At 65.2% G+C, this 25,074-nt stretch carries 26 protein-coding genes; 11 read left to right on the forward strand and 15 right to left on the reverse strand.

Annotated features, from left to right (window positions below; translation table 11 throughout):
- Positions 1-38 precede the first annotated feature (38 nt).
- Genes M8312_RS08180 through M8312_RS08205 form a run of 6 tightly spaced genes read left to right on the forward strand, consistent with a single transcriptional unit; the run spans position 39 to position 7,845 of the window.
- A complete protein-coding gene (locus tag M8312_RS08180) occupies positions 39-3,767 on the forward strand; it encodes a nitrate reductase subunit alpha (RefSeq protein ID WP_250117225.1) in 3,729 nt (1,242 codons plus the stop codon).
- 18 nt (positions 3,768-3,785) lie between these two features.
- A complete protein-coding gene (narH, locus tag M8312_RS08185; RefSeq protein ID WP_250117226.1) occupies positions 3,786-5,321 on the forward strand; it encodes a nitrate reductase subunit beta in 1,536 nt (511 codons plus the stop codon).
- A complete protein-coding gene (gene narJ / locus M8312_RS08190) occupies positions 5,318-6,010 on the forward strand; it encodes a nitrate reductase molybdenum cofactor assembly chaperone (protein WP_250117227.1) in 693 nt (230 codons plus the stop codon). The genes narH and narJ overlap by 4 nt, the downstream gene beginning before the upstream one ends.
- Positions 6,010-6,786: a respiratory nitrate reductase subunit gamma gene (gene narI, locus M8312_RS08195; RefSeq protein ID WP_250119742.1), complete on the forward strand. Its 777-nt coding sequence runs from the start codon at positions 6,010-6,012 to the stop codon at positions 6,784-6,786. Before narJ ends, narI begins: the two co-directional genes overlap by 1 nt.
- Positions 6,787-6,799: 13 nt before the next feature.
- Positions 6,800-7,555: a peptidylprolyl isomerase gene (locus tag M8312_RS08200; RefSeq protein WP_250117228.1), complete on the forward strand. Its 756-nt coding sequence runs from the start codon at positions 6,800-6,802 to the stop codon at positions 7,553-7,555.
- Positions 7,556-7,557: 2 nt separating this feature from the next.
- Positions 7,558-7,845 carry a hypothetical protein gene (locus M8312_RS08205; RefSeq protein ID WP_250117229.1) on the forward strand — a complete coding sequence of 96 codons (288 nt, stop codon included), beginning with the start codon at positions 7,558-7,560 and terminating at the stop codon, positions 7,843-7,845.
- Between the two features lie 77 nt (positions 7,846-7,922).
- Here M8312_RS08205 and M8312_RS08210 read toward each other — a convergent pair whose 3' ends face one another.
- Positions 7,923-9,131: an alginate export family protein gene (locus M8312_RS08210; RefSeq protein WP_250117230.1), complete on the reverse strand. Its 1,209-nt coding sequence runs from the start codon at positions 9,129-9,131 to the stop codon at positions 7,923-7,925.
- Between the two features lie 118 nt (positions 9,132-9,249).
- Between M8312_RS08210 and mobA the strand changes: the two genes are divergently transcribed.
- Positions 9,250-9,828 (forward strand): molybdenum cofactor guanylyltransferase, encoded by a 579-nt coding sequence (gene mobA / locus M8312_RS08215; protein WP_250117231.1) that lies wholly within the window; start codon positions 9,250-9,252, stop codon positions 9,826-9,828.
- Here mobA and M8312_RS08220 read toward each other — a convergent pair.
- The 5 genes from M8312_RS08220 to M8312_RS08240 are packed head-to-tail and all read right to left on the reverse strand — an operon-like array spanning position 9,817 to position 12,723.
- Positions 9,817-11,004 (reverse strand): molybdopterin molybdotransferase MoeA, encoded by a 1,188-nt coding sequence (locus M8312_RS08220; RefSeq protein ID WP_250117232.1) that lies wholly within the window; start codon positions 11,002-11,004, stop codon positions 9,817-9,819. The two genes, mobA and M8312_RS08220, sit on opposite strands and share 12 nt — an antisense overlap.
- Positions 11,001-11,474, reverse strand: a complete 474-nt coding sequence (gene moaC / locus M8312_RS08225; RefSeq protein WP_250117233.1) for a cyclic pyranopterin monophosphate synthase MoaC — start codon at positions 11,472-11,474, stop codon at positions 11,001-11,003. Before moaC ends, M8312_RS08220 begins: the two co-directional genes overlap by 4 nt.
- On the reverse strand, positions 11,471-12,010 hold the full coding sequence (gene moaB, locus M8312_RS08230; protein ID WP_250117234.1) for a molybdenum cofactor biosynthesis protein B: 540 nt from the start codon (positions 12,008-12,010) through the stop codon (positions 11,471-11,473). Before moaB ends, moaC begins: the two co-directional genes overlap by 4 nt.
- Positions 12,010-12,474, reverse strand: a complete 465-nt coding sequence (locus M8312_RS08235; protein ID WP_250117235.1) for a molybdenum cofactor biosynthesis protein MoaE — start codon at positions 12,472-12,474, stop codon at positions 12,010-12,012. The genes moaB and M8312_RS08235 overlap by 1 nt, the downstream gene beginning before the upstream one ends.
- Before the next feature lie 3 nt (positions 12,475-12,477).
- Positions 12,478-12,723: a MoaD/ThiS family protein gene (locus tag M8312_RS08240; protein WP_250117236.1), complete on the reverse strand. Its 246-nt coding sequence runs from the start codon at positions 12,721-12,723 to the stop codon at positions 12,478-12,480.
- 97 nt (positions 12,724-12,820) lie between these two features.
- Between M8312_RS08240 and M8312_RS14515 the strand changes: the two genes are divergently transcribed.
- Positions 12,821-13,096, forward strand: coding sequence for a DUF6894 family protein (locus M8312_RS14515; protein ID WP_502957398.1), 276 nt, complete (start codon positions 12,821-12,823; stop codon positions 13,094-13,096).
- Between the two features lie 50 nt (positions 13,097-13,146).
- On the opposite strand, the gene M8312_RS08245 is transcribed toward M8312_RS14515, so the two are convergent.
- The 3 genes from M8312_RS08245 to M8312_RS08255 all read right to left on the reverse strand — a co-directional run bounded on the left by M8312_RS08245 (position 13,147) and on the right by M8312_RS08255 (position 16,397).
- On the reverse strand, positions 13,147-13,563 hold the full coding sequence (locus tag M8312_RS08245; RefSeq protein WP_250117237.1) for a hypothetical protein: 417 nt from the start codon (positions 13,561-13,563) through the stop codon (positions 13,147-13,149).
- A 232-nt stretch (positions 13,564-13,795) separates the two neighbouring features.
- Positions 13,796-15,940 carry a TonB-dependent receptor plug domain-containing protein gene (locus M8312_RS08250; RefSeq protein WP_250117238.1) on the reverse strand — a complete coding sequence of 715 codons (2,145 nt, stop codon included), beginning with the start codon at positions 15,938-15,940 and terminating at the stop codon, positions 13,796-13,798.
- Positions 15,941-16,238: 298 nt separating this feature from the next.
- A complete protein-coding gene (locus M8312_RS08255; protein WP_250117239.1) occupies positions 16,239-16,397 on the reverse strand; it encodes a hypothetical protein in 159 nt (52 codons plus the stop codon).
- An 18-nt stretch (positions 16,398-16,415) separates the two neighbouring features.
- Between M8312_RS08255 and M8312_RS08260 the strand changes: the two genes are divergently transcribed.
- Together M8312_RS08260 and M8312_RS08265 are read left to right on the forward strand one after the other, a co-directional pair.
- Complete coding sequence (locus M8312_RS08260) at positions 16,416-18,173, forward strand: chloride channel protein (protein ID WP_250117240.1); 1,758 nt, start codon at positions 16,416-16,418, stop codon at positions 18,171-18,173.
- Between the two features lie 28 nt (positions 18,174-18,201).
- Positions 18,202-19,224: a S1C family serine protease gene (locus M8312_RS08265; protein WP_250117241.1), complete on the forward strand. Its 1,023-nt coding sequence runs from the start codon at positions 18,202-18,204 to the stop codon at positions 19,222-19,224.
- Between the two features lie 6 nt (positions 19,225-19,230).
- Here the strand turns inward: M8312_RS08265 and M8312_RS08270 are convergent, their stop codons facing one another.
- The 5 genes from M8312_RS08270 to M8312_RS08290 all read right to left on the reverse strand — a co-directional run bounded on the left by M8312_RS08270 (position 19,231) and on the right by M8312_RS08290 (position 22,526).
- Complete coding sequence (locus M8312_RS08270; RefSeq protein ID WP_250117242.1) at positions 19,231-19,338, reverse strand: DUF2474 domain-containing protein; 108 nt, start codon at positions 19,336-19,338, stop codon at positions 19,231-19,233.
- A 144-nt stretch (positions 19,339-19,482) separates the two neighbouring features.
- Complete coding sequence (locus M8312_RS08275) at positions 19,483-20,322, reverse strand: alpha/beta fold hydrolase (protein ID WP_250117243.1); 840 nt, start codon at positions 20,320-20,322, stop codon at positions 19,483-19,485.
- Between the two features lie 90 nt (positions 20,323-20,412).
- Positions 20,413-20,979 (reverse strand): SDR family NAD(P)-dependent oxidoreductase, encoded by a 567-nt coding sequence (locus tag M8312_RS08280; protein WP_250117244.1) that lies wholly within the window; start codon positions 20,977-20,979, stop codon positions 20,413-20,415.
- 56 nt (positions 20,980-21,035) lie between these two features.
- Positions 21,036-21,419, reverse strand: a complete 384-nt coding sequence (locus tag M8312_RS08285; protein ID WP_250117245.1) for an SDR family NAD(P)-dependent oxidoreductase — start codon at positions 21,417-21,419, stop codon at positions 21,036-21,038.
- A gap of 102 nt (positions 21,420-21,521) precedes the next feature.
- Positions 21,522-22,526 (reverse strand): zinc-dependent alcohol dehydrogenase family protein, encoded by a 1,005-nt coding sequence (locus M8312_RS08290; protein WP_250117246.1) that lies wholly within the window; start codon positions 22,524-22,526, stop codon positions 21,522-21,524.
- A gap of 14 nt (positions 22,527-22,540) precedes the next feature.
- On the opposite strand from M8312_RS08290, the gene M8312_RS08295 reads away from it, so the two are divergent.
- Positions 22,541-23,494, forward strand: a complete 954-nt coding sequence (locus M8312_RS08295; protein ID WP_250117247.1) for a LysR family transcriptional regulator — start codon at positions 22,541-22,543, stop codon at positions 23,492-23,494.
- A gap of 185 nt (positions 23,495-23,679) precedes the next feature.
- Here the strand turns inward: M8312_RS08295 and M8312_RS08300 are convergent, their stop codons facing one another.
- A complete protein-coding gene (locus M8312_RS08300; RefSeq protein ID WP_250117248.1) occupies positions 23,680-25,029 on the reverse strand; it encodes a hypothetical protein in 1,350 nt (449 codons plus the stop codon).
- Positions 25,030-25,074: the final 45 nt, after the last annotated feature.

Below are 25,074 nucleotides of genomic sequence, written 5' to 3' on the forward strand. Positions count from 1 at the left end.
GAAACAATCGCGATTTCGACTTCCGAGTGGGGACGTACATGAGCCATTTCCTGGACCGCCTGACCTTCCTCCGGAAGAACGTGGGGACCTTCTCCAACAACCACGGCGTGGTCACCAATGAGGATCGCAGCTGGGAGGACGGCTATCGCGGACGCTGGAGCCACGACAAGATCGTACGCTCAACGCATGGCGTGAATTGCACCGGCAGCTGTTCGTGGAAGATCTACGTCAAGGACGGGATCGTCACCTGGGAGACCCAGCAGACCGACTATCCGCGTACCCGCCCGGGCCTTCCCAACCACGAGCCGCGCGGCTGCGCCCGCGGGGCGAGCTACAGCTGGTACCTGTATAGCGCGAACCGGGTGAAGCACCCGATGATCCGCAAGCGGCTGCTGAAGATGTGGCGCACGGTTAGAGGCGAGCAGCCGGATCCGGTGCTCGCCTGGAAAGCCATCGTCGAGGACCCGGTCAAGTCCGCCGAGTACAAGAAGGCGCGTGGCATGGGCGGCTTCGTCCGCGCGACCTGGGAGGAAGCGAACGAGATCATCGGCGCCGCCAACGTCTACACCACCAAGACCTATGGCCCCGACCGGGTCGCCGGCTTCTCGCCGATCCCCGCCATGTCGATGATCAGCTATGCGGCGGGCGCCCGCTACCTGTCGCTGATCGGTGGTACCCCGCTGTCATTCTACGACTGGTATTGCGACCTTCCGGCGTCAAGCCCGCAGACCTGGGGCGAGCAGACGGACGTCCCCGAGAGCGCGGACTGGTACAATTCGACCTTCCTGATGCTGTGGGGTTCGAACGTGCCCCAGACCCGCACGCCCGACGCGCATTTCTACACGGAGGTCCGTTACAAGGGCGCGAAGTCGGTGGTCGTGTGCCCCGATTATTCAGAGGCATCCAAGTTCGCCGACCTGTGGATGGCGCCCAAGCAGGGCACCGACAGCGCCCTGGCGATGGCCATGGGCCACGTCATTCTCAAGGAATTCCACGTCGATCGGACGGCGGCCTACTTCGACGATTACTGCCGCCGTTACTCCGACATGCCGATGCTGGTCCGCCTGGTGGAGCGCGGCGACGGCTATGTGCCGGAACGCTTTGTCCGCGCGTCGGACTTCGACGGCTCCCTCGATGAGACCAACAACGCCGAGTGGAAGACCGTCGCGATCGACGAGGAGAGCGGCGAGATTGTTTCTCCGCTCGGCTCGATCGGCTTCCGCTGGGGTGAAAAGGGCAAATGGAACCTCGAAAGTCGCGACGGGAAGGATGGGCGTGAGGTCAAGCTCGCACTCGGCCTGAAGGAGCGGGCAGACGAGCTCGCGGAGGTCGATTTCCCTTACTTCGGGTCAGGCCCGCAGAGCCCTTATTTCACCTCCACCACGCACGGCGACGTGCTGCGCCGCAAGGTGCCGGTGAAGAAGCTTCAACTGGTCGAAGGCGAGACGCTGGTCGCGTCCGTCTACGACCTGCTGATCGCGCACTACGGCGTCGATCGGGGCTTCGGCGGCCTGGCGGCCAAGGACTTTGACGACGACACACCCTACACGCCGGCCTGGGCCGAGCAGATCACGGGCGTGCCGCGCGACCAGATCATCGCCACCGCCCGCGACTTCGCGTCCAACGCCGAGAAGACCAACGGCAAGTCGATGATCATCCTCGGGGCCGGTGTGAACCACTGGTACCACATGGACATGATCTACCGCGGGATCATCAACATGCTGGTGTTCTGCGGATGCGTCGGCCAGTCGGGCGGCGGCTGGTCGCATTATGTCGGGCAGGAGAAGCTTCGCCCCCAGACCGGCTGGGCGCCCCTCGCCTTCGCCCTCGACTGGCACCGCCCGCCGCGGCAGATGAACGCGACGAGCTATTTCTACGCGCACACCGACCAGTGGCGTTACGAGAAACTGGCAACGTCAGAGATCGCGTCGCCGACCAGCGATGTCGACGTGTCCGGCACGATGATCGACTTCAACGTCCGGGCCGAGCGGATGGGCTGGCTGCCCTCCGCGCCGCAGCTGGAAACGAACCCGCTGGAGATCGGCCGCAACCTCAAGGACGAGGCAGCCGGCACCAAGGTCGCCCGCCAGCTTAAGTCCGGCGAGCTCAAGCTGAGCTGCGAAAACCCGGACAATCCCAAGAACTTCCCACGCAACCTGTTCGTGTGGCGGTCGAACCTGCTCGGCTCGTCGGGCAAGGGGCATGAGTATTTCCTCAAGCACCTGCTCGGCACGCAGCATGGTGTGCAGGGCAAGGACCTGGGTCAGGAAGGCGCGCAACTGCCGACGGAGGTCGTGTTCCACAAGGACGCTCCCGAAGGAAAGCTGGACCTGCTGGTCACCATCGACTTCCGCATGTCGACCACCGCCGTCTACGCCGACATCGTCCTTCCGACCGCGACCTGGTACGAGAAGAACGACCTCAACACCTCGGACATGCACCCCTTCATCCACCCGCTGTCCAAGGCGGTGGACCCGGCCTGGGGCGCGCGCAGCGACTGGGACATCTTCAAGGGCATCGCGAAGAGCTTTTCCGAAGCGTGCGAAGGTCACTTGGGCAAGGAGACGGACGTGGTGCTCGTGCCGCTGCAGCACGACACGCCCGGTGAGCTGGGCCAGCCGCTCGACGTCAAGGACTGGAAGAAGGGCGAGTGCGATCCCCTGCCCGGCAAGACCATGCCGGCGGTGGTCACGGTGGAACGTGACTATCCGGCGACGTTCAAGAAGTTCACCTCCCTTGGACCGCTGCTCGGCAAGCTCGGCAACGGCGGCAAGGGCATCAACTGGAACACCGACCACGAGCTCGACTTCCTCGGGCGCCTGAACGGAACGGTTTCCGAAGAGGGCGTCTCCAAGGGGATGCCCCGGATCGACAGCGACATCGACGCTTGCGAAGTCGTGCTGAGCCTGGCGCCCGAGACCAACGGCGAAGTGGCGGTCAAGGCCTGGGAAGCCTTGTCGGAGTTCACCGGCCGGGAGCACGCCCACCTGGCGCGGACCCGTGAAGACGAGAAGATCCGCTACCGCGACGTGCAGGCCCAGCCGCGCAAGATCATCTCTTCGCCGACTTGGTCGGGCATCGAGAGCGAGAGCGTCAGCTACAACGCGGGCTGGACCAACGTGCACGAGCTGATCCCCTGGCGCACCCTGACAGGCCGGCAACAGCTCTATCAGGACCATGCCTGGATGCGGGCTTTCGGCGAGGGGTTCACCACCTACAAGCCGCCGATCGACACCAAGGTCATCGCCCCCGTGCTGGGCAAGAGGGGCAACGGCAATTCGGAGCTGGTGCTGAACTTTATTACCCCGCACCAGAAATGGGGCATCCACTCGACCTATTCCGACAATCTGCTGATGCTGACGCTCAACCGCGGCGGCCCGGTGGTGTGGATTTCGGAGGAGGATGCCAAGGGCGCCGGGATCGTCGACAACGACTGGATGGAGGCGTTCAACTCCAACGGCGCGCTATGTGCCCGGGCGGTGGTCAGCCAGCGCGTGCCCAGCGGCATGTGCATGATGTACCATGCGCAGGAAAAGATCGTGAACGTGCCCGGATCGGAGATCACCGGAGCGCGCGGCGGCATTCACAACTCGGTGACCCGCACGATCACCAAGCCGACGCACATGATCGGCGGCTACGCCCACCAGGCCTACGGCTTCAACTACTACGGTACTGTCGGTGCCAACCGCGACGAGTTCGTCGTGATCCGCAAGATGGCGAAGGTCGACTGGATGGACGAGCCCGCCTCGCCGTCGGTCGCTGCCTGAGCTCCGGGAGTAAGCATCATGAAGATTCGTGCCCAGGTCGCGATGGTCCTGAACCTCGACAAGTGCATCGGCTGCCACACGTGCTCTGTCACCTGCAAGAACGTCTGGACCAGCCGGGAAGGCGTCGAATACGCCTGGTTCAACAACGTCGAGACCAAGCCGGGCATCGGTTTTCCCAAGGAATGGGAGAACCAGGACAAGTGGAACGGCGGGTGGAAGCGCAAGGCCGACGGCAAGATCGAACCCCGCATCGGTTCGCGCTTCCGGGTGCTGGCGAACATCTTCGCCAACCCTGACCTGCCCGAGATCGACGATTATTACGAGCCCTTCACCTTCGACTACGACCACCTGCAGTCCGCGCCGGAGATGAAAACCTTCCCGACCGCGCGACCGCGCTCGCTGATCACCGGTGAGCGGATGGAGAAGATCGAATGGGGCCCAAACTGGGAGGAGATCCTGGGCGGCGAGTTCGACAAGCGGAAGAAGGACAAGAACTTCGAGGACATCGAAAAGGACATCTACGGCCAGTTCGAGAAGACCTTCATGTTCTACCTGCCGAGGCTGTGCGAGCACTGCCTCAACCCGACCTGCGTGGCGGCCTGCCCGTCCGGGTCGATCTACAAGCGGGAAGAGGACGGCATCGTCCTCATCGATCAGGACAAGTGCCGCGGCTGGCGGATGTGCATCTCTGGCTGCCCCTACAAGAAGATCTATTACAACTGGAAGTCGGGCAAGGCGGAGAAGTGCATCTTCTGTTACCCGCGGATCGAGGCCGGCCAGCCGACCGTCTGTTCGGAAACCTGCGTCGGCCGCATCCGCTACCTCGGTGTCATCCTCTACGATGCTGACCGCATCGAGGAGATGGCGTCCACACAGGATGAGCAGGATCTCTACGAGAAGCAGCTGGAGCTGTTCCTCGATCCAAACGATCCGGCCGTGATCGCTCAGGCCCGCAAGGATGGCATCCAGGACAACTGGATCGAGGCGGCGAAGATCAGCCCCATCTACAAGATGGCGATCGACTGGAAGATCGCCTTCCCGCTCCACCCGGAATATCGCACGCTGCCGATGGTCTGGTACGTGCCGCCGCTGTCGCCGATCCAGAATGCAGCGGAGCGCGGGCACATCGGCTTCGACCGCCAGATCCCGGAGATCGAAAGCCTGCGGGTGCCGGTGAAATATCTCGCCAACCTGCTGACGGCGGGCAAGGAAGCGCCGGTCGTTTCCGCGCTCAAGAAGATGTTCGCCATGCGCATCTTCATGCGCGACCGCGAGGTCGAGCATCGCACGAACACCGACGTACTGGACCAGGCGGACCTGACCGAGGCGCAGGTCCTCGAGATGTATCGCTATCTTGCGCTGGCCGACTACGAGGACCGGTTCGTCATCCCGACGGCGCATCGCGAAATCAGCGAACACGCCTACGAGATGAAGGGCGGCTGCGGCTTCAGCTTCGGCGACGGCTGCGGCGACAGCCGGACCACCCTCAATCTTTTCGGCAAGCCGAAGAAGGCCGGCAATGGTGGCCTGCCCAACCCGCGGAGGGCCGCATGATCAGCTTCAAGGCATTGGGCGCACTGCTCGACTATCCGACCGAGCAGATGCAGGCGGCCGCGGATGAGATCGAGCAGGCGCTGATCGCGGAGCAAGCCTTGCCAGCCGCCGACCTCATCGATGTCGGCGCGTTCATCGAGAGGCTGCGGACCACCGACATCATGGACCTGCAGGAATATTGGGTGTCCCTTTTCGACCGTTCCAAGCGGCTCGCGCTTCACCTGCACGAGCATAGCTATGGCGAAAGCCGTGATCGCGGTCAGGCGATGGTCGACCTCGCGCTGACCTATCGAATGAACGGGTTCGAACTCGCAGCCTCCGAGATGCCGGATTATCTGCCGCTGTTCTGCGAATTCCTGAGCCAGGTGCCCGAGGCCGCCGCTCGCCGTTATCTCGGCGAAGCGGTGGAAATCGTCGAAGCGCTTCGCATCCGCCTCGAAGAGCGGGAATCCCCTTATGCCGCGCTGCTCGGCGCGCTGGTATCGCTGTCGACCAAGGCCGCGGACACGGCCGAGGTCGACGCCATCCTGGTCGGCGAGCCCGAGGACCCCAAGACCCTCGACGAGCTTGACGCCCAATGGGCGGAAGACCCGGTCACCTTCGGTGCGGGAGCGGCCATGAACGACTGCGCCTATGCCGGCGATCTGGCCCGCAAGCGTGCGGCCGAGATTGGAAGGGAAGCTGCGTGATGGGTCTTTATGTTCACAATGCGCTGTTCGGAGTCTACCCGTACATCGCGCTGGCGGTGTTCCTGTTCGGCAGCCTGATCCGCTTCGACGTCGACCAATATGGCTGGCGCTCCAAGTCGAGCCAGTTCCTCCGCCGCAAGCAGCTCGTATGGGGCTCGATCCTATTCCACGTCGGCATCCTGGGCATCCTCGGCGGCCATGCTGTCGGCCTGCTGACCCCAGTCGCCGTGTTCGACGCGATGGGCGTCAGCCACAGCTTCAAGCAGGGGCTGGCGATCGTCGCCGGCGGCATTTGCGGCACGGCCGCGATGATTGGCCTTCTGCTCCTGCTGCATCGCCGCTTGACCGACCCGCGCATCCGCAAGACCTCGAGCTTCAGCGATATCGCGGTGCTTGGCCTGTTGTTCGTGCAGCTGTCGCTTGGCCTGCTGACCATCCCGCTGAGCCTTGGCCACATGGATGGGCACATGATGGTGCAGTTCATGAACTACGTGCAGGGCATCGTGACGCTTCGGCCGGACCCGGCCCTGATTGCCGGCGTGCCGGTGGTGTTCAAGCTGCACATGTTCATCGGCTTTACCCTGTTCCTCGTCTTCCCCTTCACGCGCCTCGTGCACGTGTGGAGCGCCCCGCTGAGCTATGCAGGCCGCCGCTACCAGGTCGTGCGCACCAAGGCGCGGCAGGTAGTGGAGCAGGAGGATGGCGACCTGCCCGCCTATGTGCCCCCGCAACCCCGCCGCCATGCGCCCGCGCCTGCCCGGCGCAAGGCCGCCTGAGGAGTTTGAAGCAGTGATCCGCGTCAACGGAGTTTCGATCGGCGACGATACCGTCGCTCGTGAAATCCAGCATCACCCCGCTCCTACCAAAGAGGAAGCGGAGCAGTCCGCCGCGACCGCCCTGGTCGTCCGTGAATTGCTCCTGCAGCGCGCAGCCAGCCTGGGGCTCGCCGGCGAGGAGGAAGAGGCCTTGCTCGCCGGACTCATCGAGACCGAGGTCCGCTCGCCCGATCCCACGAACGAGGAAGTGGAACGCTATTATCGGCGCAACGGACTGCGCTTCACCACGCCCGCCCTGTACGAGGCCGCGCACATCTTCTTCCCGGCGCGGAAGGACGATGCGCCGGCACGGGAGAAGGCGCGCATCAAGGCGGAAGCGGTGCTGGCCGAGGTGCTGGCCAATCCGTCCCGGTTCGGCGACCTGGCCCGGGCGCATTCGTCCTGCTCTTCGAAGGACAGTGGCGGGTTGCTTGGCCAGGTCAGCCGCGGCGACACCAACCCTGAGCTGGAACAGGCGCTGAGCACCATGGAGCCCGGCACGATCGCCCCTGCCCCTATCGCCAGCCGCCATGGGCTTCACATCCTTCGGCTCGACCGCCGGGCGCCCGGCAAGACCCTGCCGCTGGAGCAGGTCGAGGCCTGGGTTCGCGCTCACCTGCGCAAGACCTCCAAGCGTCGGGCGGTGGCGCAATATCTTCAGTTGCTTGCCGGGCAGGCACGGATCGAAGGCATCGAGCTTGCGGGCGCCGATAGCCCGCTGGTGCAATAGCCATGCTGCTTGGGACCCTCGTCAAGCAGGTGATGCACGCGCAAGGCCCGTTCGCCGACGAGATCGCGGGCAAGGACCCGGAGCTTGCGGCACGGATTGCCGCCGACGCGGAAGCGAAGGGCATGTCCTCCCCCGACTACATCGCGGACACCATCCAGCGTTTCATGTCAGCCGAGGACGGCGAAAGCTGGACCAGCATTGTCGGCAACATGCAGCGGGCAGATGATCCCGGCTATGCGTTCATCGAGACGGTAATGCGCAAGCGGCTCAGTCACCAGTGCGCCCATTGAGAGCGTGTCGTTCGAGGGGCTGATCGATCGCTATCGTCGCTTTCGCCACCGCCCCTCGCCGGCTCGCTTGCCTTCCGTCAGAAGGCCCATTCCGCCTGAAGCCAGACCTTGCGAGTATCGACGCCGAAGTCGCGGGCGTCGTAATTGGCATATTTCGCCAGCAGGCCCACCTTGCCCAGCTTGAAGCCCAGCGAGGCGTCGAACTCATGCCCGTAGCGTAGCCTGCCCTGGTCGCTGTCGAAGCGGTGGTAGGCGGCGGCGAGGGTCAGCCCCGGAAGCGCCTTCACCCCGTCGAACTTGCGTGCGACGGTCACGTAGGCGTCCTGCAGCCCGTTGGCGGGCGTGGTCAAGAACAGGTCGGCCCAGCCATTGAACTTGTGCAGGGTCGCCATCGGGGTCTGAACCGCCCAGCCATTGTCGCTGCCCAGCTTCTCATAACCCGCCGCGAGGTTGAACTTGGCCAGCGTGGTGCCTGCCTCCACCGCGACGTAATCGGCGGCATAACGGAACGGGTTCGACTTGTAGTTCGATTGCCGCGCATAGCTGGCGCGCAGATTGAGCTTCACCTTGTGGCTCAGCGGCACTGAGGTCGTCAGGAAACCGCCATAGGTCTGGTTCGAGTTGGCGAAGAAAAAGGCTTCGTCGTAATCGATCAGGTAGGCAAACAACTTGCCCTGCAAGGGCCCGACCTTGCCGCCAGCACCAGCGAAGAGGAAGTGACCGTCGTAAGCCGTTCGTGGACCCGCGTCCCCTCCGAAGATCGTCCGCTGCTTTGTCGCATAGGTAACGTCGACGTTGGCCGGCCCAAGCTTGGCCTCGCCTCGGACCGCGTCGAAGGTCTGCTCATTCTGCCGCCACCCGACCGAACCCACCCAGCGCTGGTCGTCGAGGTTGATCCGCTGCCGTCCGATGGTCAGCGCGTTGGCGTCTTTCTTAAGCTGCAGTTGCAGCCGGTTCAGCTCCAGGTTCCTCGGATCCGAAATGCCGGCATATTGCGGGCGCCGCTGCTCGTCGGCGATGGCGAATGGAAAGGCGTTGTACTTGGCGATGGGTGCAATTGTGCTCTCGCCTTCGGCCAGAATGCTGACGATCCCGGCCCTGGCCTCGACACCCGCCCGCACGCGAAGAGTGAGCGCATCAGCGTTCAGCGTTCCCTGATCGACATCCTCGTAGCGCAATCGGGCGTCCACGATCGGTTTGACCTGCACCGCCGGTGCCGCGGTGGCTGCGGTGGCGAACATGAGCAATGGAAACCCGGCGACCATGACGCTCTTGAACTCTGGCATGTTGGGGTCCCCACCCGGTCTGTTATGTTGTTGGTGAGCCCGTCCTAGAGGTGATGCAGCGGCAGGCTGATGATCTGCCTCAAAGTGCAGCCCCTCCGTGCAAGGAAAAGAATGCCCGATGGCGCCGTTGATCGTAGTGCTGGCCGGCGGAGAGGGGCGCCGAATGGGCGGGGAGAAGCCGCTCCGCCTGCTTGGCGGCGAGACGCTGGTCGATCGTGCGCTGCGCCGGGCACGGCACTGGTCGGACGAGGTCCGGCTTGCCCTTCGCACGCCGGAGCAGGTGCCCAATCCGGGCGTACCGATCCTGCTCGACGACCCGGATGTTTGGGGTCCGTTGGCAGGCCTCGCCAACGCCCTTCGCGAAGCGCGCCGAACCGGTCGGACGCATGTCCTGACACTGCCCTGCGACGTCCCGTTCTTGCCTGACGACCTATTGTCCCGGCTCCAGGCCGCGATTGGCGACGAAGCGGTCGCGATGGCGGAGAGCGACGGGCAATTGCACCCGGTCTGCGCCTTGTGGTCGGTGGGCGTGCTCGACCGTTTAGCATCCTACCGCGCGGCGGGCCGTCGCTCGCTCAAGGGGCTGGCGCAGGACGCGGGCATGGTGCTCGTCGACTGGCCCGAGGAGGCCTTTGTCAACGTCAACACGCCGGCCGACCTGGCCGAGGCCGAGCGCCGGCTTCGATCAGAAGTCTAGAACGTCGACCCGGCTGCCTGACGCAATCGGATCGCGCCCGGGCGGGCGCCGGACCAGGAGATCGGCCTTCGCCAACACGTGCTGCGCGCTCGAGTCCTGATGCCCGAACAGGTGCACGGTGTCGCCTTTTGCGAAGCCGCGTGAGAAGGTCTCGCGATCGCCTGTGGCCTCCAGCTCATGGCCCAAGGCCATCCCTCGCCAGGCGAGGGCGTCCGCCGGGTCGCGTCCGGTCAGAGCGCACAGCAATGGGGCGAGGAACAACCGCGCCGTCACCAGTGCGGACGTGGGATTGCCGGGCAGACCGAGCACCAGCCGGCCTCGCGCGCGGCCCAGCCAAACCGGCTTGCCGGGCTTGATCGCCACTTTCGAGAAGATGAGCTCCAGCCCCGAGGCGGCGAACATCGTCTTGGCGAAGTCTTTCTCGCCAACCGAAGCCCCACCGGTGACCACGACCAGATCGGCTTGGGCCAGTGCGCCTGGCGCGGCTTCTTCCATGACCTGCAGGTCGTCCGGCAGGCGGATGGCGCCTTCGCAATGACCGCCCCATTCCTCGGCCAGGGCCGCGACCCCGAAACTGACGCTCTCGGGAATGGCATGCTTGCTGTTGCGGGCGGTTCCGGGCTCCACCAGCTCGTCACCGGTACTGAGCAAGAGGATTCTCGGCTGCCGCGCGACGGCCAGCCGGTCCAGATCCGCGCCCGCGGCCGCCACCAGCGCGCGCGCCGACAGCACCATGCCTGGCGCGAGCAATTGTTCGCCTCTAGCGAAATCGGAGCCAGCGCGGCGGATGTGGCGCGCCGTGGATAAGGGGCTGCGAAACCGGGCACGGTCGTCGTCCCGCTCCACCGTTTCTTGAACGACCACCCGGTCCGCCCCGGCAGGCACCTGCGCTCCCGTAAAGATGCGTAAGCAGCTGCCCGGGGGAAGGTCGCCCGCAAACGGGCGTCCGGCGAAGCTTTCTCCGGCGATCGGTAGTGTGGCCGGGAGCGCGGCGAGGTCGCCATCGCGCACCGCATAGCCATCCATGGCCGAAACGTCCGCCGGCGGCGACTGCACTTGCGCAATCACGGCCTCGGCCAAGACGCGGCCGTGCGCTCGCCGGAGTGGAACCCGCTCAATTCCCAGCAGCCGACCAGCGGAGGCCGCCAGCGCCCAGGCCTCGTCGAATCCGATCATCGTTGCCAGCTGCCGGACTTGCCACCGGTCTTGCTGGCGACCTGCACGGCACCGATCACCATGGTGCGGTCAATGGCCTTGAGCATGTCGAACAGCGTCAGGCAGGCGACCGACACGGCGGTCAGCGCCTCCATCTCGACGCCTGTCACGCCGACGGTCTTCACTTCCGCTTCGACGCTGAACCCGGGCAGGCCCTCGACGGCCTTAATCCGCAGCTCGACCTTGGCGAGCGGCAGCGGATGACACAGTGGGATGAGATCGGAAGTGCGCTTGGCCGCCATGATCCCGGCAAGTTCGGCCGTCTGGACCACCGCACCCTTGGGAGCAGTACCGGCCAGCACCGTGGCCAGCGTTTCAGGAAGGCAAGTGAGCTGGCCGGTCGCAATCGCCACCCGCTCGGTCGGCACCTTGCCCGACACGTCGACCATGCGCGCCCGTCCACTTTCGTCGAGGTGGGTCAGCTCGCTCATGCGCACACGTGCCGCAGCCGGGGGATCTGCCCTGCGAGGGAGCAGGGCCGATAGCGGCTGTCGAGTTCCAGTCCCAGCACCAGGTCCCATGCGTCCCGGCAAGCGCCGGTGGAGCCTGGCAGGCAGAAGATAAAGGTGTTCTCGATCTGCCCGGCGAAGGCCCGCGACTGAAGCGTCGACACGCCAACGGTGCCGAGGCTCGCCTGGTGGAAGACGATAGCAAAACCGTCCATCTCGCGCCGGAACAATGGCTTGACCGCCTCGGGCGTGACATCGCGCGGAGAGAAGCCGGTTCCCCCGGTCGAGAGGATGAGGTCGACACTTTCATCCGCCACCCAGGCCTGAACCTGGTGCCGGATGGCGTCCACGTCGTCGCTGACGATGGCCTTTCCGGCAAGCTCGTGCCCTGCCCCCGTCAGCCGGTCGACAAGCGTACCACCCGATGTGTCGTTCGCCTCGGTGCGCGTGTCCGACACGGTCAGGACGGCGATGCGCAGCGGGTAGAAGGGGAGGCTTTCGTCTATTCGTCCGGGCACTATTCTCTACTCCATTGTGCGCGTTCCTGATGATCCTGGTCGGTCGGTTCGATCCAGGTCGAGCCTCCGGGGCCATCCTCGCGCTTCCAGAACATGGCTTCGGTCTTCAGCCGGTCCATCAGATAATCAGCCGCCTCGAATGCCGCCCTTCGATGAGCCGACGCTGCACCGACCCAGACGATGGCTTCGCCGGGCGCGATGCCGCCGGCGCGGTGAACCACCTCCACCGCCTGCACATCGAACCGGCGTGTCGCGGCTTCCGCGATCTCGTCCAGGGATTGCTGGGTCAGCCGGGGATGATGCTGCAGGAACAGGCGCTGCACGGCCGAGCCGCCGCGATCCTGCCCGCGCGCCAGGCCAGTGAAGGTCACGACCGCGCCGGCGCCCGAACCAAGCCGCCGTTCGAAGGAGGCAAGCGCGTCCGCTGCATGGAACGCCTCCAGCACCAGACGTGCCTTCCACATCGTTCAGCCGCCGGACACGGGCGGGAAGAACTCCACCGTGTCGGCAACCGACACGTGCCTGTCTTCATTCACCACCGTGTCGCCGACGATCGCCCGCACGCCCGGGCTCATGAACTGTGCTTCGGCCTGCGGAAAATAGCGCGCGAGTTCCACGCGCAGCTCCGCGATGGAGCAACCGCCTGGCGGAGGATCGAGCTGAACCTGCTTGCCGAGCAGATCCCCCAAACGGCCGTAAAGGCGCACGTCCATATTCAGCCTCGCTTTTGGCAGCGCTCGTCAGCCGCAACCCGCCAAACGTCAACTAAGGAACAACACCGATCCACTCTCCGCGACACCGAGGCCTAACATGCACAACGGGGTGGGAATGCGATCTACCGGTATTGATGGGACAAACTTGGCATCTCTCCCCATGGCGCGCTGCCACGCTGTTAGGATGATTGCTGAGGTTCTGCGTGACTCACCTGAGATGTACTGGGAGCACCATTGCTACCGTGTCACCGTTACCGACGATGTTGGGCTAACGCTTTTCACGGTGGAAATGAACTCAACAGACTCAGCCGCCATACGGCCCACAACGGCCGCAGAAGTCGCTTCCAGCCGTCCGGGATGGATTCAGTCATAGCGCGAACGTCCGCTTCCCACCCATTGCAGACATTTCGCCGGGGACTGGCCTTATTGTCGCGGACGCTGCTGTGCGGAGACTGACTTGATAAGTAGCGGTCCCGTCCCGCTCTCGGGTAAAGGTGATGCGGCCTGGTCCAGGGCGGCGTCAATTAGCGAAAGGACGTTCGGGCTTTCGAGCAGCGACACAGGACGAAGCTTGATGTGCCGTGCCTTGGATCCGCTTCCTTCCATAATCTTGTTCGGATCGTCCAGCTTGGCTCCGTTCAGCAGGAACAGGGTGACATAGCGAGGGTACACGGCAAGGGACACGATCGCTTGGGAAGCCTTGTCCGTCGGTCCGAAGCCGATCGCGAGAGCGTTGTAATTGTCATAGACGAGCCGCGTTGCCGACGGCATCCGGGCTTCAAGAAAAGCGATTGCGTGCCGTGCGTCGGCAGCAACGGCTGGCGCGTACTTGTCGATCATCGAATCGAGCTTCGCTTTCGCGTCCACGTCGGCAATCTACGCCAACCGGTCCAAAAGTCAGCTCTCCACCCCAACCTGCCGCTCGACTGAGTCGGGCCCTCCAAGCAGCTATCGTCAGGATCTGGCCGAACGCAGACAGTCTGCTTTTCGACGTTAAGTCGATGTTCCGGACACTCGTTCAGCCAGGCCGCGGACGACCGGATTCGACCCAAAGCAGATAATTACTGACGGCTTAGAAGCCCTGCTCGATCCCCACCGTAATTGCGCGGCGCCGAGCTAACCGCGTCCAGTCGCCCTCCAGCGCCGTAGCGTCGTTGCTGGGCGCATGGCTGTCCGTGAGGTTGGTGAGGTCGAGCCGAAGGTCCACCGGCTTGCCCGCCACGGTCAGGTGATAAACGCCGGCCAGTCCGACCTCTGCGTGAAAAGGTCGGCGTGACCCGTTCGGCTGGGTGGGCGTTAGCGTACGTACCGCTCCACTCGACAGCAGGGTATCGGCGCCTAGACTGAAGTGGCCGAACCGCTGCGTGAAGCCTCCGGCAAGGCGCACCGGCCGATTGGTGCCGAGCGGCACGGTGCCACCACCCTTCGCGGCCAGTGTCGTGGCCGGGAAGATCGCCCCACCGATGATGCCGCTTCCGTCCGCCCGCGACAGCGACAGGCTGCTCCAGGCGGTCGTTCCCCGCCGCGCATAGCTGGCCGACAATTCGATGCCGCGCAGCCGCCCGCGCCTGAATTCGAAACTTTCAGGAAGGGCCGAGCCTACGACCCTCCGCGCGACGAGCAGCCCGCGCGCGCCGCGCCAGTAGGCGTCCGCCGTCACCGTAAGCCGTCCCCACGTCCGCGACAGCCCGGCGTCGATCAGATTGTCGGTTTCGCGGCCGAGCGGGGGTAGCGCCGCAAGTTCGTCCAGCGGCGGTGCGGCGGCGTATCGGGCGTAGCCGACATGAGCCGTCAGCCCCGTTGTCGGTGCCCACACGAGGCTCGCCCGCGGCTCGACAGCCGCCCTGTGCTGCAAACCCTCAAGCCACTCCACGCGAGCCCCCGGATTGAGGGTCACTCCGCCGCCCAGCGACCATTCATCCTGCGCATAAAGGCCGAGTGTCGTCCGTGCGATCCGACCGGTTTCACTCCTCCCTGTCTGACGCACCGTGGAACGCGTCGCCAGCAAGCCGAAGCGCACCAGATGCTCCGTGCCGACGTTAGCCGAACCGTCGATCTGGCTACCCCACGAACTCCGCCGTTCCTCGCTGGTGCAAAGGAACGCTGCCTTATCGCCACTTGCCCCGAAGAACAGCGAGGCCTGAATGGTGAAGCCACCGTCCGAATGCTGCAAGGCGACAACGCCATAGCCGCTGCCCGCCTTCTCCTCGCCCGGGCCAACGGATGTGGGCCCGAAGCGGTGCCGCTCGTGCGACCCGCCGAGGATCAGGGACACTCGATTGTCGCTGTCGATCACATGATCGGCAAAGCCTAAACCCTCCAGCAGCACCGCGGGGTCGCGCGTCTCCGCGCCCGTTGCATCCACCACCTGCACTCGGCTTCGCTCCAAGCTGCCAGACGCGAATAGGCTGGTCCGTCCCGCCGAGCCTGCCCATTCAAGCGCCGGCTCAACCATCCCGTCCGAGCCGGCGATGAGCTCGGCTTCGCCGCCATGCTGGTAGAGGCCGTCCTTCGTCGTGATGCTGATCACGCCAGCCGGCGCGAAGCCGAACTGAGCCGGGAGAGTGCCGGTAATGAGCCGGGTGGTTTCGGCCAGTCGCGAACTCAGGAGGTCGGCGGGATCGGCAATCGCTTCAGGCACGATGACATTGTTGATCCGGACCTGGTTGGCCGGGCCCCCGCGAATGGTGAGCGAACGACCGGAAAGGCCGACGCCGGGCACCTGCTGAAGGATGGAAGAAATGCTGCCAGTCTCACCGCCGGGCCGGTTCTCGACCGCGTCGTTCGACAGGGTGGTGACCGTCGCGCCCAGCCCCACGTCGATCAGCGTTCGCGCGGCGTCTAACCGCCGAGCGGTGACCACCACTTCCGTGGTCGGCTGAGCGCCGCCTTCATCCTCCTCATCGTCATGCTCGTCGTCACGTTCCGGCTTGCTCGGTGCGGCGGCGGATACACCGGGCATTGCGGAATCATCATCGTCAGGGCGCCGGGACGGCGCAACCGCCGGACGTTGCATCGGCAGCGTGACCGAAGGTGTCGGCACGGCCTTCGGCTGGTCGTCGTCATCATCATCGTCACGCGTCCGGGCAGAGGTCGCCGTAGGCGCGGCCGACTTCGGCCCATGCACCCGCGCAGGCTTGGCACGCTCGCGATCATCGTCATCGTCGCGGTCACGGGCCGGAGACAGGCTGGCAAGAAGCAAGGCGGCAAGTAGCATCGCGGCGGCTTAGCGAAAGCGGCCGCAACGACAAGCAGCACCCTCTTGGTCTCTCGTCAGCTTTCTACCCTTCCAGCCACTCAGCGCTGGGCGCATCTAACCGGCTCGAAATGGCCGGAAGCAGACCGTCCGCTCCTGGGCGCTTTGTAGGCGAAAGCCGCCGTTCATTCAGAAAGCTGCAAATGAGCGCCTCCGAACTAGGTTTAAGCCGGGACGTTCGGCTTCGGCCTAAAGCGAACGTGAAACGCACAGCGACATTGGCGAGCCGCCTGGCTGGCCCTATGGGCGAACGGCATTCCTACTTCGGGCAGCAGATGACCAGAACCGGCAAGCGCGACATCGTGGCGGGAAGCAGCGTGGGATTGATGTTCTTGGGCGTAAGCATCCTCCCCAGCAGCAGGCTCGGCTTCATCCCCATTGCGATCGGCGGACTGGCCGTCTTGGCGATGATCGTCATGGAGTGGCTGCCTCGATCGTGAGTCTGCCGGCCTTATCCTTCACCCCCGTCTATGAGCGGGGTGTCGCTTCCTTCCGGCGGATATTCCGGTCGAGCGAGGCGGCGCTGGTGTTGCTTGCGGTGGGTGTGGGCGTCGCCGCCGGGCTGCTGATGCTGGTGCAGCGCGGGCTGGCCCATTCGCTGCAATCCTTCTTCTACGGACTGAGCGGGGCGAGCCTCAGCGCCGCCGCGTCCATCGACCCGTGGCGACTGCTCGCGCTGCCGCTGCTCGGGCTTTTTCTCGGTTATGCGACGCGGGCGATCAGCAGGCGTTGGCGGACCCCGATCGACGTGGTCGAGGCGAACGCCCTTCACGGCGGCGCCATTCCCGTACGTGACACGCTGGTAGTCTGTGCGCAGACCATCGTCTCCAATGGGGCGGGTGCGTCGGTCGGCCTCGAGGCGGCCTACGCTCAGGCCGGGGGCGGTTTCGCGTCGGTGATCGGACAATGGCTTCGGCTCCGCCGCGCCAGCTTACGGGTTCTTGTCGGGGCCGGCGCGGGGGCGGCGGTCGGGGCGGCGTTCGGCGCGCCGCTCACCGGTGCTTTCTATGCGTTCGAGATCGTGATCGGCGCTTATACGCCGGCGGCCATCGCGCCTGTCGCGGCGGCCTGCATCGCCGCAACGCTGCTTGGCCGGCTGGTCGGCGTGGAGCCTTACATCATCGCCCTGCCCGGCGCGAAGGCGATTACCACTGCCGATTATCTGCTCTTTGCCGCGCTCGGGATCATTTGCGCGCTGATTGGAATTGCCATCATGCGCGGGGTCACCTTCTGCGAAGCCCACTTCCGACGCCTGGCCATTCCGGATGCCTGGCGGCCAGCGGTCGGAGGGCTGCTGCTGATCCCGCTGGCGCTCATCACGCCCCAGGCGCTGTCCGCCGGGCACGGCGCCCTCCACATGGACCTTGGCGCCGAGGTGGGCCTGCGCCTCATCCTGCTGGTGCTGGTGATCAAGGTGGCGGCTTCGACCATCTCCCTGGGATTCGGTTTCCGGGGCGGCCTTTTCTTCGCTTCGCTATTCATGGGCTCGCTCGTCGGGCAGTTGTTCGCGGGCGCGCTTGCTCATCAGTCGTTTCTGCCGACGGTCGACCCCGGTGACGCCGCGCTGATCGGTATGGCCGCCATGGCGGTTGCGATCGTCGGCGGGCCGATGACGATGTCCATGCTGGTGCTTGAGGTCACGCATGACTTCGTGCTGACGGGTGCCGCTGTAACGGCGGCGCTTTGCGCCAGCACCCTTGTGCGAGAGCTGTTCGGCTACAGCTTCTCGACCTGGCGCCTCCACACCCGTGGCGAGAACATCCGCAGTGCCCGGGACGTGGGCTGGGCCCGCGCGCTGACCGCGGGCAAGATGATGCGGCGCTCGGTAGAGACGCTGGCGGGCTCCGCCTCGGTCGCGGAGTTCCGCCGGCGCTTCCCCCTGGGTGCAACAACCAGCGTGGTGCTTCTCGACGCAGCCGGGCGGTACGCCGGTATCGTGGAGACGGCGAAGCTCTACGCTCCAGGGCTGACGGACGACACGGAGGTGGGGACCCTGGCTTCGCTCAGCGACTTCGCCCTCGACCCGTCGGCCGGTGTTCGCGCTGTCATTGCGGCGTTCGACCGCACGGAAGCCGACGACCTGGCGGTGGTCAGCACGGATGGTGAAGTCCTCGGCACTTTGTCCGAACGCTTTGTCCACCGCCGCTACGCGGACGAGGTCGAGAAGGCGCAGCGGGACCTGTTCGGTGAGTGACGCGCCTGTCCTTCCGCGGCCGCATGTGTTGCGCACGATCCTTCTGGCAGGTGGACTGCTGCTGGCGGCGCTTGGCGGGGCGGCCGTCAACCGGTGGTGGTCGCCGCCGGATCCGCGGCCGGCGGACGTGCAGCGGCCGACACGGCCGATTATCCAGATCGTCCGCCAGCAGACTGGCCTTCCCGATTTGTCTGACGTCGTCGACCGGACGTGCCCGTCGGTGGCCTTGATCGTGCCCGCGGGCGCGGAACTGCCGCTGACTGGGCCCGCGACTGCCGCGCCGGCAGTTCTCCTCTCGGACGACGGGTGGCTGCTGAGTGCTGCTTCCGCGCTGCCCAAAGGAGATCTCGAGGCAGTTTTCGGCAATGGCCAGCGCACCCCGGTGGGTGAGGTCCGCACCGATCCGGTGTCCGGCTTGGCCCTCGCCAAGGTTGGCAATCCACAGGGGAGCTCCCTCTCGCTGAGCGACCAACCCCCGCCCCGCGCGGGCCAGTTCGGGTTGGCGGTCGCCACGCCCGCGGGGCTCGGCTGCAGCGCCGCCGTTGCCATGGTGGAAAGCGATTTCGTAGCCGATGGCGGTGCGCAGAGCGGCTATTTTCGCCTGCAGCCGACGGCCGCCGACTGGCCGGCCGGCCTGCCCATTCTGGCCGGCGACGGACGAATCCTTGGTGTCATTGCCAGCAGCGACCAGAGCGGCACTGCACTGCCGTCGAGCACCGTCAGCGGGATCGTCGACGAACTCATGCGCAACTCGCTGTCGCCGACAACGGCCTTTGGCTTTCGCGCCGTGGAATATGAAGGATCGCTGGCCACCCGCCTGGGCGACGTTCGCGCGGGCGCCGGCGTATCGCTGGTCGAGCCGGGCTCGAAGACCGCCAAGACCGGTTTGCGCGCCGGCGACATCGTGACGAGCGCGGACGGCACTCCGGTGTCAGGCGCGTCCGAGCTCAGCCGTGCGCTCGACCGTGCGGGCGCCACCGCCAGGCTGACCGTCCAGCGGCGCGACCGGCAGCTTACGCTGACCGCAAGCCGGCAGACGCCCGCGAGCTGATCGCGATCAGGAGAGCCAGAGGCGGAGCACGAAGGGGACGGTACCGAGCGCGGCAACGCTGGCGGTCCAGATCAGGACCATCCATTCGAGCCTTTTCCAGAGCGGCTCCGCCATGGCCTAGTGATACCCTTCCTCGATCTTGCCCCGGAATACCCAGTAGGCCCAGCCCGTGTAGGCCTTGAGCGATGATCACATCGACCTCCTTTGTCGTCGGTAGTTTCCCGATCGCTTGTCTACCGCCCTCGCCATGCACCTGTGCTACGCCAAGGCTGCGCCGATGAAGGCAAGAAGGTCCGCATTGATGATGTCCGGATGGCTCGTCGGCATGCCATGCGGCAGGCCGTGGTAGGTCTTGAGGGTGCCCTGTCTCAGGAGCTTGGCCGCAAGCGGAGCAGACGCAGCATAGGGCACGACCTGGTCGTCCTCGCTGTGCATGACCAGAACCGGGACGGCGATCCCCTTCAGGTCCTCGGTGAGGTCGGTTTCAGAGAAGACCCGGATGCAGTCATGATGAGCCTTGATCCCGCCCATCATGCCTTGGCGCCACCAGTTGCGAATGGCCCCTTCGCTCGGCGTCGCGCCGGGGCGGTTGAAGCCGTAGAACGGCCCGGACGCAATCTCGAGATAGGTCTGCGCGCGATTGGCGGCGACGGCGGTGCGGTATCCATCGAACACCTTGATCGGCAGGCCGCCGGGATTGCTGTCCTTACGGATCATGACCGGCGTGATGGCGCTGATCAGCACGGCCTTGGAGACCCGGCCTGGCTCCGCGCGGGCGACGTAGCGCGCCACCTCGCCGCCGCCGGTCGAATGGCCGATATGGATCGCCTTCCGGAGATCGAGCGCGCGGGCGATCTCGATCACGTCGGCCGCGTATGTGTCCATGTCGTTGCCGTGGTCGGCCTGGGTCGAACGGCCGTGTCCGCGCCGGTCGTGCGCGACCACTCGGAAACCCCGCTCGAGAAAGAACATCATCTGGTTGTCCCACTCGTCCGCGCTGAGCGGCCAGCCGTGATGGAAGACGATGACCGGCGCATCCTTGGCGCCCCAGTCCTTGTAGAAGATCTCGGTGCCGTCGCGCATGGTGATGGTGGACATGGAAGGTCTCCTGCTCGCGCCGGATAAGGAGCTGCCCCGGCTGCGGCGCGCGTCAGCCGACTGGCAAGGGAATCAGCCCGCGGCCAGGCCTCACGCGGTTGCGAGGGGCTCCGATTGAACGGCGTGGCGGTCGGTTCTGAGGTCGAAGACTTCGCCGACCATCTCTTCGCTCTTCGCCCAGAGGGCCCGCGCGAGGTCCTGATCGATCGCGTAGGGCCGCACGCCCGGGCTTCCGAAGCCGATCATTTCGTCGGTGATGACCGGAGAGATCTGGCAATCCTCGCAATAGTGTCCGCCTGCCGCGTCGGCATCCGCGACCAATCCCGCCCAGAGCGTCGTCGCCGCGCCCTGTTGGGGCGTCTTGCAGGCATAGGGCGGTTTTCCTTCGCGGGCGAGTTCGGCATTGATCGTGTCCATCAGTTGCTGGAGCCGGCCGTTGCCGACGTGACGCGACAGTTCGGTATGAATGCCGCCCGGGTGGACCGCCGTCGCCCGCAGGCCGAGCGAACGGTAGCGGCGATCGAACTCGACCGCGAAGAGGATGTTGGCGGTCTTCGATCGGCCGTAGGCGATGAACGGCTCGTAGGTGCTGCGTTCGAAATTGGGATCGTCGAGACTGACATTGGCAAAACGGTGCCCCGACGACGCCAGCACCACCAGCCGCGCTCCGCTTCGCATCAGCGGCGCGATGCCGTTGACGAAGGCGAAATGGCCTAGGTGGTTGGTCCCGAACTGCGTCTCGAAGCCGGGCCGAAGGGCGTCGCCATAACGCCCGCGTTGGCGATGAGCAGGTCGAACGGATGACCGTGGCCGCGCAGTGCCGCGGCAGCTCGTCGCACACTTGCCAGATCGGCAAGATCCAGCTCGACCAGCTCGAGCGTAGTCTCGCTCATGCCGATCCCGGCAAGGGCGTCGCGCGCCTTGGTCAGGTCCCGAGCGGTGCCGACGACCTTGGCTCCATGAGCGACGAGGGCGCGGGCGGTTTCGAGGCCGAGCCCAGCCGACACGCCTGTCACCAGCACCCGTCTTCCGGACAGGTCCATGCCTTCGAGGACATCGTCGGTCGTGGAGGTTGCTCCGAATGTCTTGCTCATCATGCTTCTCCTGTAGCCGCCGGACAGGCGCCGGCGAGCGGATGGAAATCTAATTTTTCTCACGCGTCTTCCGGCCGGGGCAGCGACTTTGGCCGGCGTGGCCCCTCACGACATCGTGACGGCGATCTTTCCCCGCTGGCGGGGAGCGCCGTTGGCGCCAAGCACGGCGTCGTAGGCGGCCCCGAGGTCCTCGAGCGTGAAGGCACGGGGGTCGAGGCGCGGCACCAACCTGCCCGCGTCGACGAGCTTGCGGGCTTCCTCGAGAATGTCGCCGAAATGGGCGCGGCCTTCGTTCGCGATCAGCGGATGCAGTGTGAAGACGCCCGAATAGGTGGCCTGCTTGAATGACAGGGGGGCGAGCTTGTGCGTCCCCCACCCAAGGCAGCTCACGACATGCCCGAAGCGGCGGACGGCCTCGATCGAGGCATCGAGCACGGGACCGCCCACCGTGTCATAGACGAGATCGAAGCCCTGCCCTTCCGTGTGCTCGGCGACGTAGCTCGCCACGTCCCGCTTCGCGTCGATAGCGACCGCGCCCATTGCTCGAACGAAGTCGAGTTCGGCGCCGACGTCGGTTGCAAACACCTTCGCGCCGCGAGCGAGGGCGATCTGCACGGCAACCTGACCGACGCCTCCTGCACCGCCCTGGATGAGCACGGTCTGCCCAGCCCTGATCCGCGCGCGGTCGACCAGACCCTCCCACGCCGTGATGACCACCAGCGGCAAGATGGCGGCCTCGCCCATCGACAGCGACGCGGGTTTCCTGGCCAGCAGCCGCGCATCGAAGGCGCCATATTGCGCGTGCGATCCCTGCAGCCCGCCGACGCCTCCGCCAAAGCCATAGACGGCCTCGCCGACCGCGAAGCGGTCCACACTCGCCCCCAAGGCGACGACGGTTCCGGCAAGGTCCATGCCGAGCGTCGCCGGCAGCGGCTGCCGCGCGTGCGCCGCCTGTCCCGCCCTGATCTTGGTGTCCAGCGGGTTTGTCCCGCTCGCCTCGATCCGGACGAGCACCTCGCCTGGCGCCGGCGTGGGCCGGGCAAGTTCGCGCAGCACGAACGGGCCATTTTCTTGCTCGACGACGGCGGCGATCATGGATGAACTCGGCATGGCGTGACCTCCTGATGGAGAAGGAGATGCGCTCATTCGGGTTTGACATGAACTCGCGAAATCCGCATCGATGCCATTCACTTTTGAATGGATCGATGGTGTCCGACCCGCCGATCGAATGGAGTGATCTGAAGGTCTTTCTCGCGATCGCGCGGGAAGGAACGCTCGGCGCGGCCGGTCGCCGGCTGAAACAGTCGCAGCCGACGATGGGGCGGCGCCTGCGTGCACTCGAAGAGGCGGTCGGCGCGACCTTGTTCCAGCGCTCGGCGGCAGGTCATGTCCTCACCGACGAAGGCGAAATCCTGCTTCGTCATGCCGAGGGCATGGAGGCGGAAGCATTGGCCCTGGCGCGCGAGCTCACGGGCCGAGGCGGAGCGCTCGAAGGCATGTTGCGCCTGACCTGTTCGGACTGGTTCGGTCGCATCATGGTCGCGCCGGTCCTGGCCGAGTTCGCGCAGCTTCACCCCGCCGTGATTGTCGAAACACTCACCGACGCGCGGGTCTACAGCCTCGCCCGCCGCGAGGCCGACCTCGTCATCCGCATCGCCGCCTTCGACGAGCCCGAGGTGATCGCTCGTCGGCTAATTACCGTGCGATATGCGGTCTATGCGAAGCCCGGCCAGTGGAGGCCCGCACCGGGCGACGGAACAGGCTGCCCGCTGATCGTGATGGACACCGCCTTCGGTTCGATGCCCGACGTCCCGTGGCTGACTCGCATCCTGCCCAACGCGCACATCGCGATGCGCAGCAATAGTCGGGACATGCAGGCACAGCTATGTGCGCTTGGAACCGGGCTTGCTGTGCTGCCCAGACCGCTTGGCGAAGCCACGTCAGGAATTGAAGTAGTGGATCTCGGCTCTGATCCCCCGAGCCGCGACAACTGGCTTGGCTTCCACAGGGATCTCAAGCGCCTGCCTCGACTCCGAGCGTTGTTGGACCTCTTGGTCGAGCGCCTGCAAGATGATTGACAGACAGTTGGAAACGCCCACCGCAAACGCCGGCAAGTGGCTGCCTCCGGCCAACGTCGGACGCACGCTCGTGTCCGATCATATCTGGGTTCCCGCGAGGACCAAGCGGCTAAGCTTTGGGAGTTTGCTCTAGATGCACTTCGCTAAGACGGCTCGAGTGCAATCGTGATCGTCCCGTGCTGAAGTCACGGTCGCCGGCTAGAGGTCGAAGAGAGGGCAGCAGTTTCCTCGATCCGCTTCATCAGCGCCAAGGTTCGTGGTTCTTTCGCTCGATAAGCGAGCGCTCCTTGCGCTTGCTTCCGCGCGCCCTCGAGATTGCCGGCCGCGAGCAGTGCCTCGGCCAGGTCGCGACGAACAGGGTAATACCAGCCCGGCGGGTCGGATAGCACTGAGAACTCTTCGCCCTCCTGAACTTCCGCTGCCTGTTCGAAAGCGACTGCTGCGTCCGTCGGACGGTGATCAAGCATTGCTGCTCTGCCGGCAAGCACGCTGCGCGCAATCAAGGCGAGCTGCTGCGCTTGCCTCGAACCATCCTCCCCGTCGGGCTTCTTGGTTGACGTGTGGATGGCCGCTGCCTCGGCCCTGACGGCTGCACTATCCCCGCGCTTCGCGAATGCTTCGCCCCGCGCGTAGTGCCATGCGGTGGCCAAGGTCGGGAGCTTCGGCTCTGGCAGCGCCAAGACCTCGGAAGGGTCTGCGAACTGAGCCATCGCGAAGTACCCGTTAGACGCAATCACCTGGAGGAACGGTGGACTGTCATCTTGCTTTGCAGCTCGGGTGACGAGCGGTCTGCCAAGCGCAAGCGCGGTCTTGGCGTCTCCGGCTTCAAGCGCACCGCCCAGTCCATAAGTGACGTTGTGCGCATGATAGGGAAGGCCCCATACACCATCTGGCATTGGCAGACCCAGAGCACGCGCATTCTCAATGCCTAGCTCCACCGCGCGCATGTTTGCGTTCGCTGCATCCTGATAGCGGCCCACCCAATAGTAAGTATGGCTTGGCATGTGCACCAGGTGGCTGGCCTTGGGGGCCAAGCTGGCGAGACGATCGGCATATCGCTCGGCCAGGCCGGGAACGCCCGCGATCTCAGTTGCATGTATGTAGAAATGAATTGCTCCCGTGTTTTCCGGGCTGCGCTTCAGCACGGCTTCGAGCAACGGCATTGCCAATTCGCCATTCAGCTTTTCATCAGCCGGCGTTTTCGCCTCGGTCATCAACCAGGCATCGGCCGTAAGGATGGCGATCTCGCTGTCCTCTGGATAACGCTCTGCGAGCGTCGCCATAGCTTTGGCGAAGGCAAGGTCGCCCGGCTTGCCCCCACCGCCATTTTGATAACGTAGCTGTAGTGCGCGAATGAGAGAGCGCTCGCGGTCAGTGCCTGCAGTTCTTGCAAGCGCAGCCGCTCGATCCACCATCGTTGCAAGCGTCTTTATCTCATCGGGAGTCTTGCCGAAGTTGATCGTGGGTCCTGACGCCCACGCCTGACCCCACAGGCACATGGCGCATTTCGGATCCAAACGAACGGCCTCGGCCATCGCGTTGATCGCGGCCTTGTGCGCGAAAGCATGCGCAAGCTGCAT

It is taken from the genome of Sphingomonas sp. KRR8 (assembly GCF_023559245.1).
Lineage (GTDB): Bacteria > Pseudomonadota > Alphaproteobacteria > Sphingomonadales > Sphingomonadaceae > Sphingomicrobium.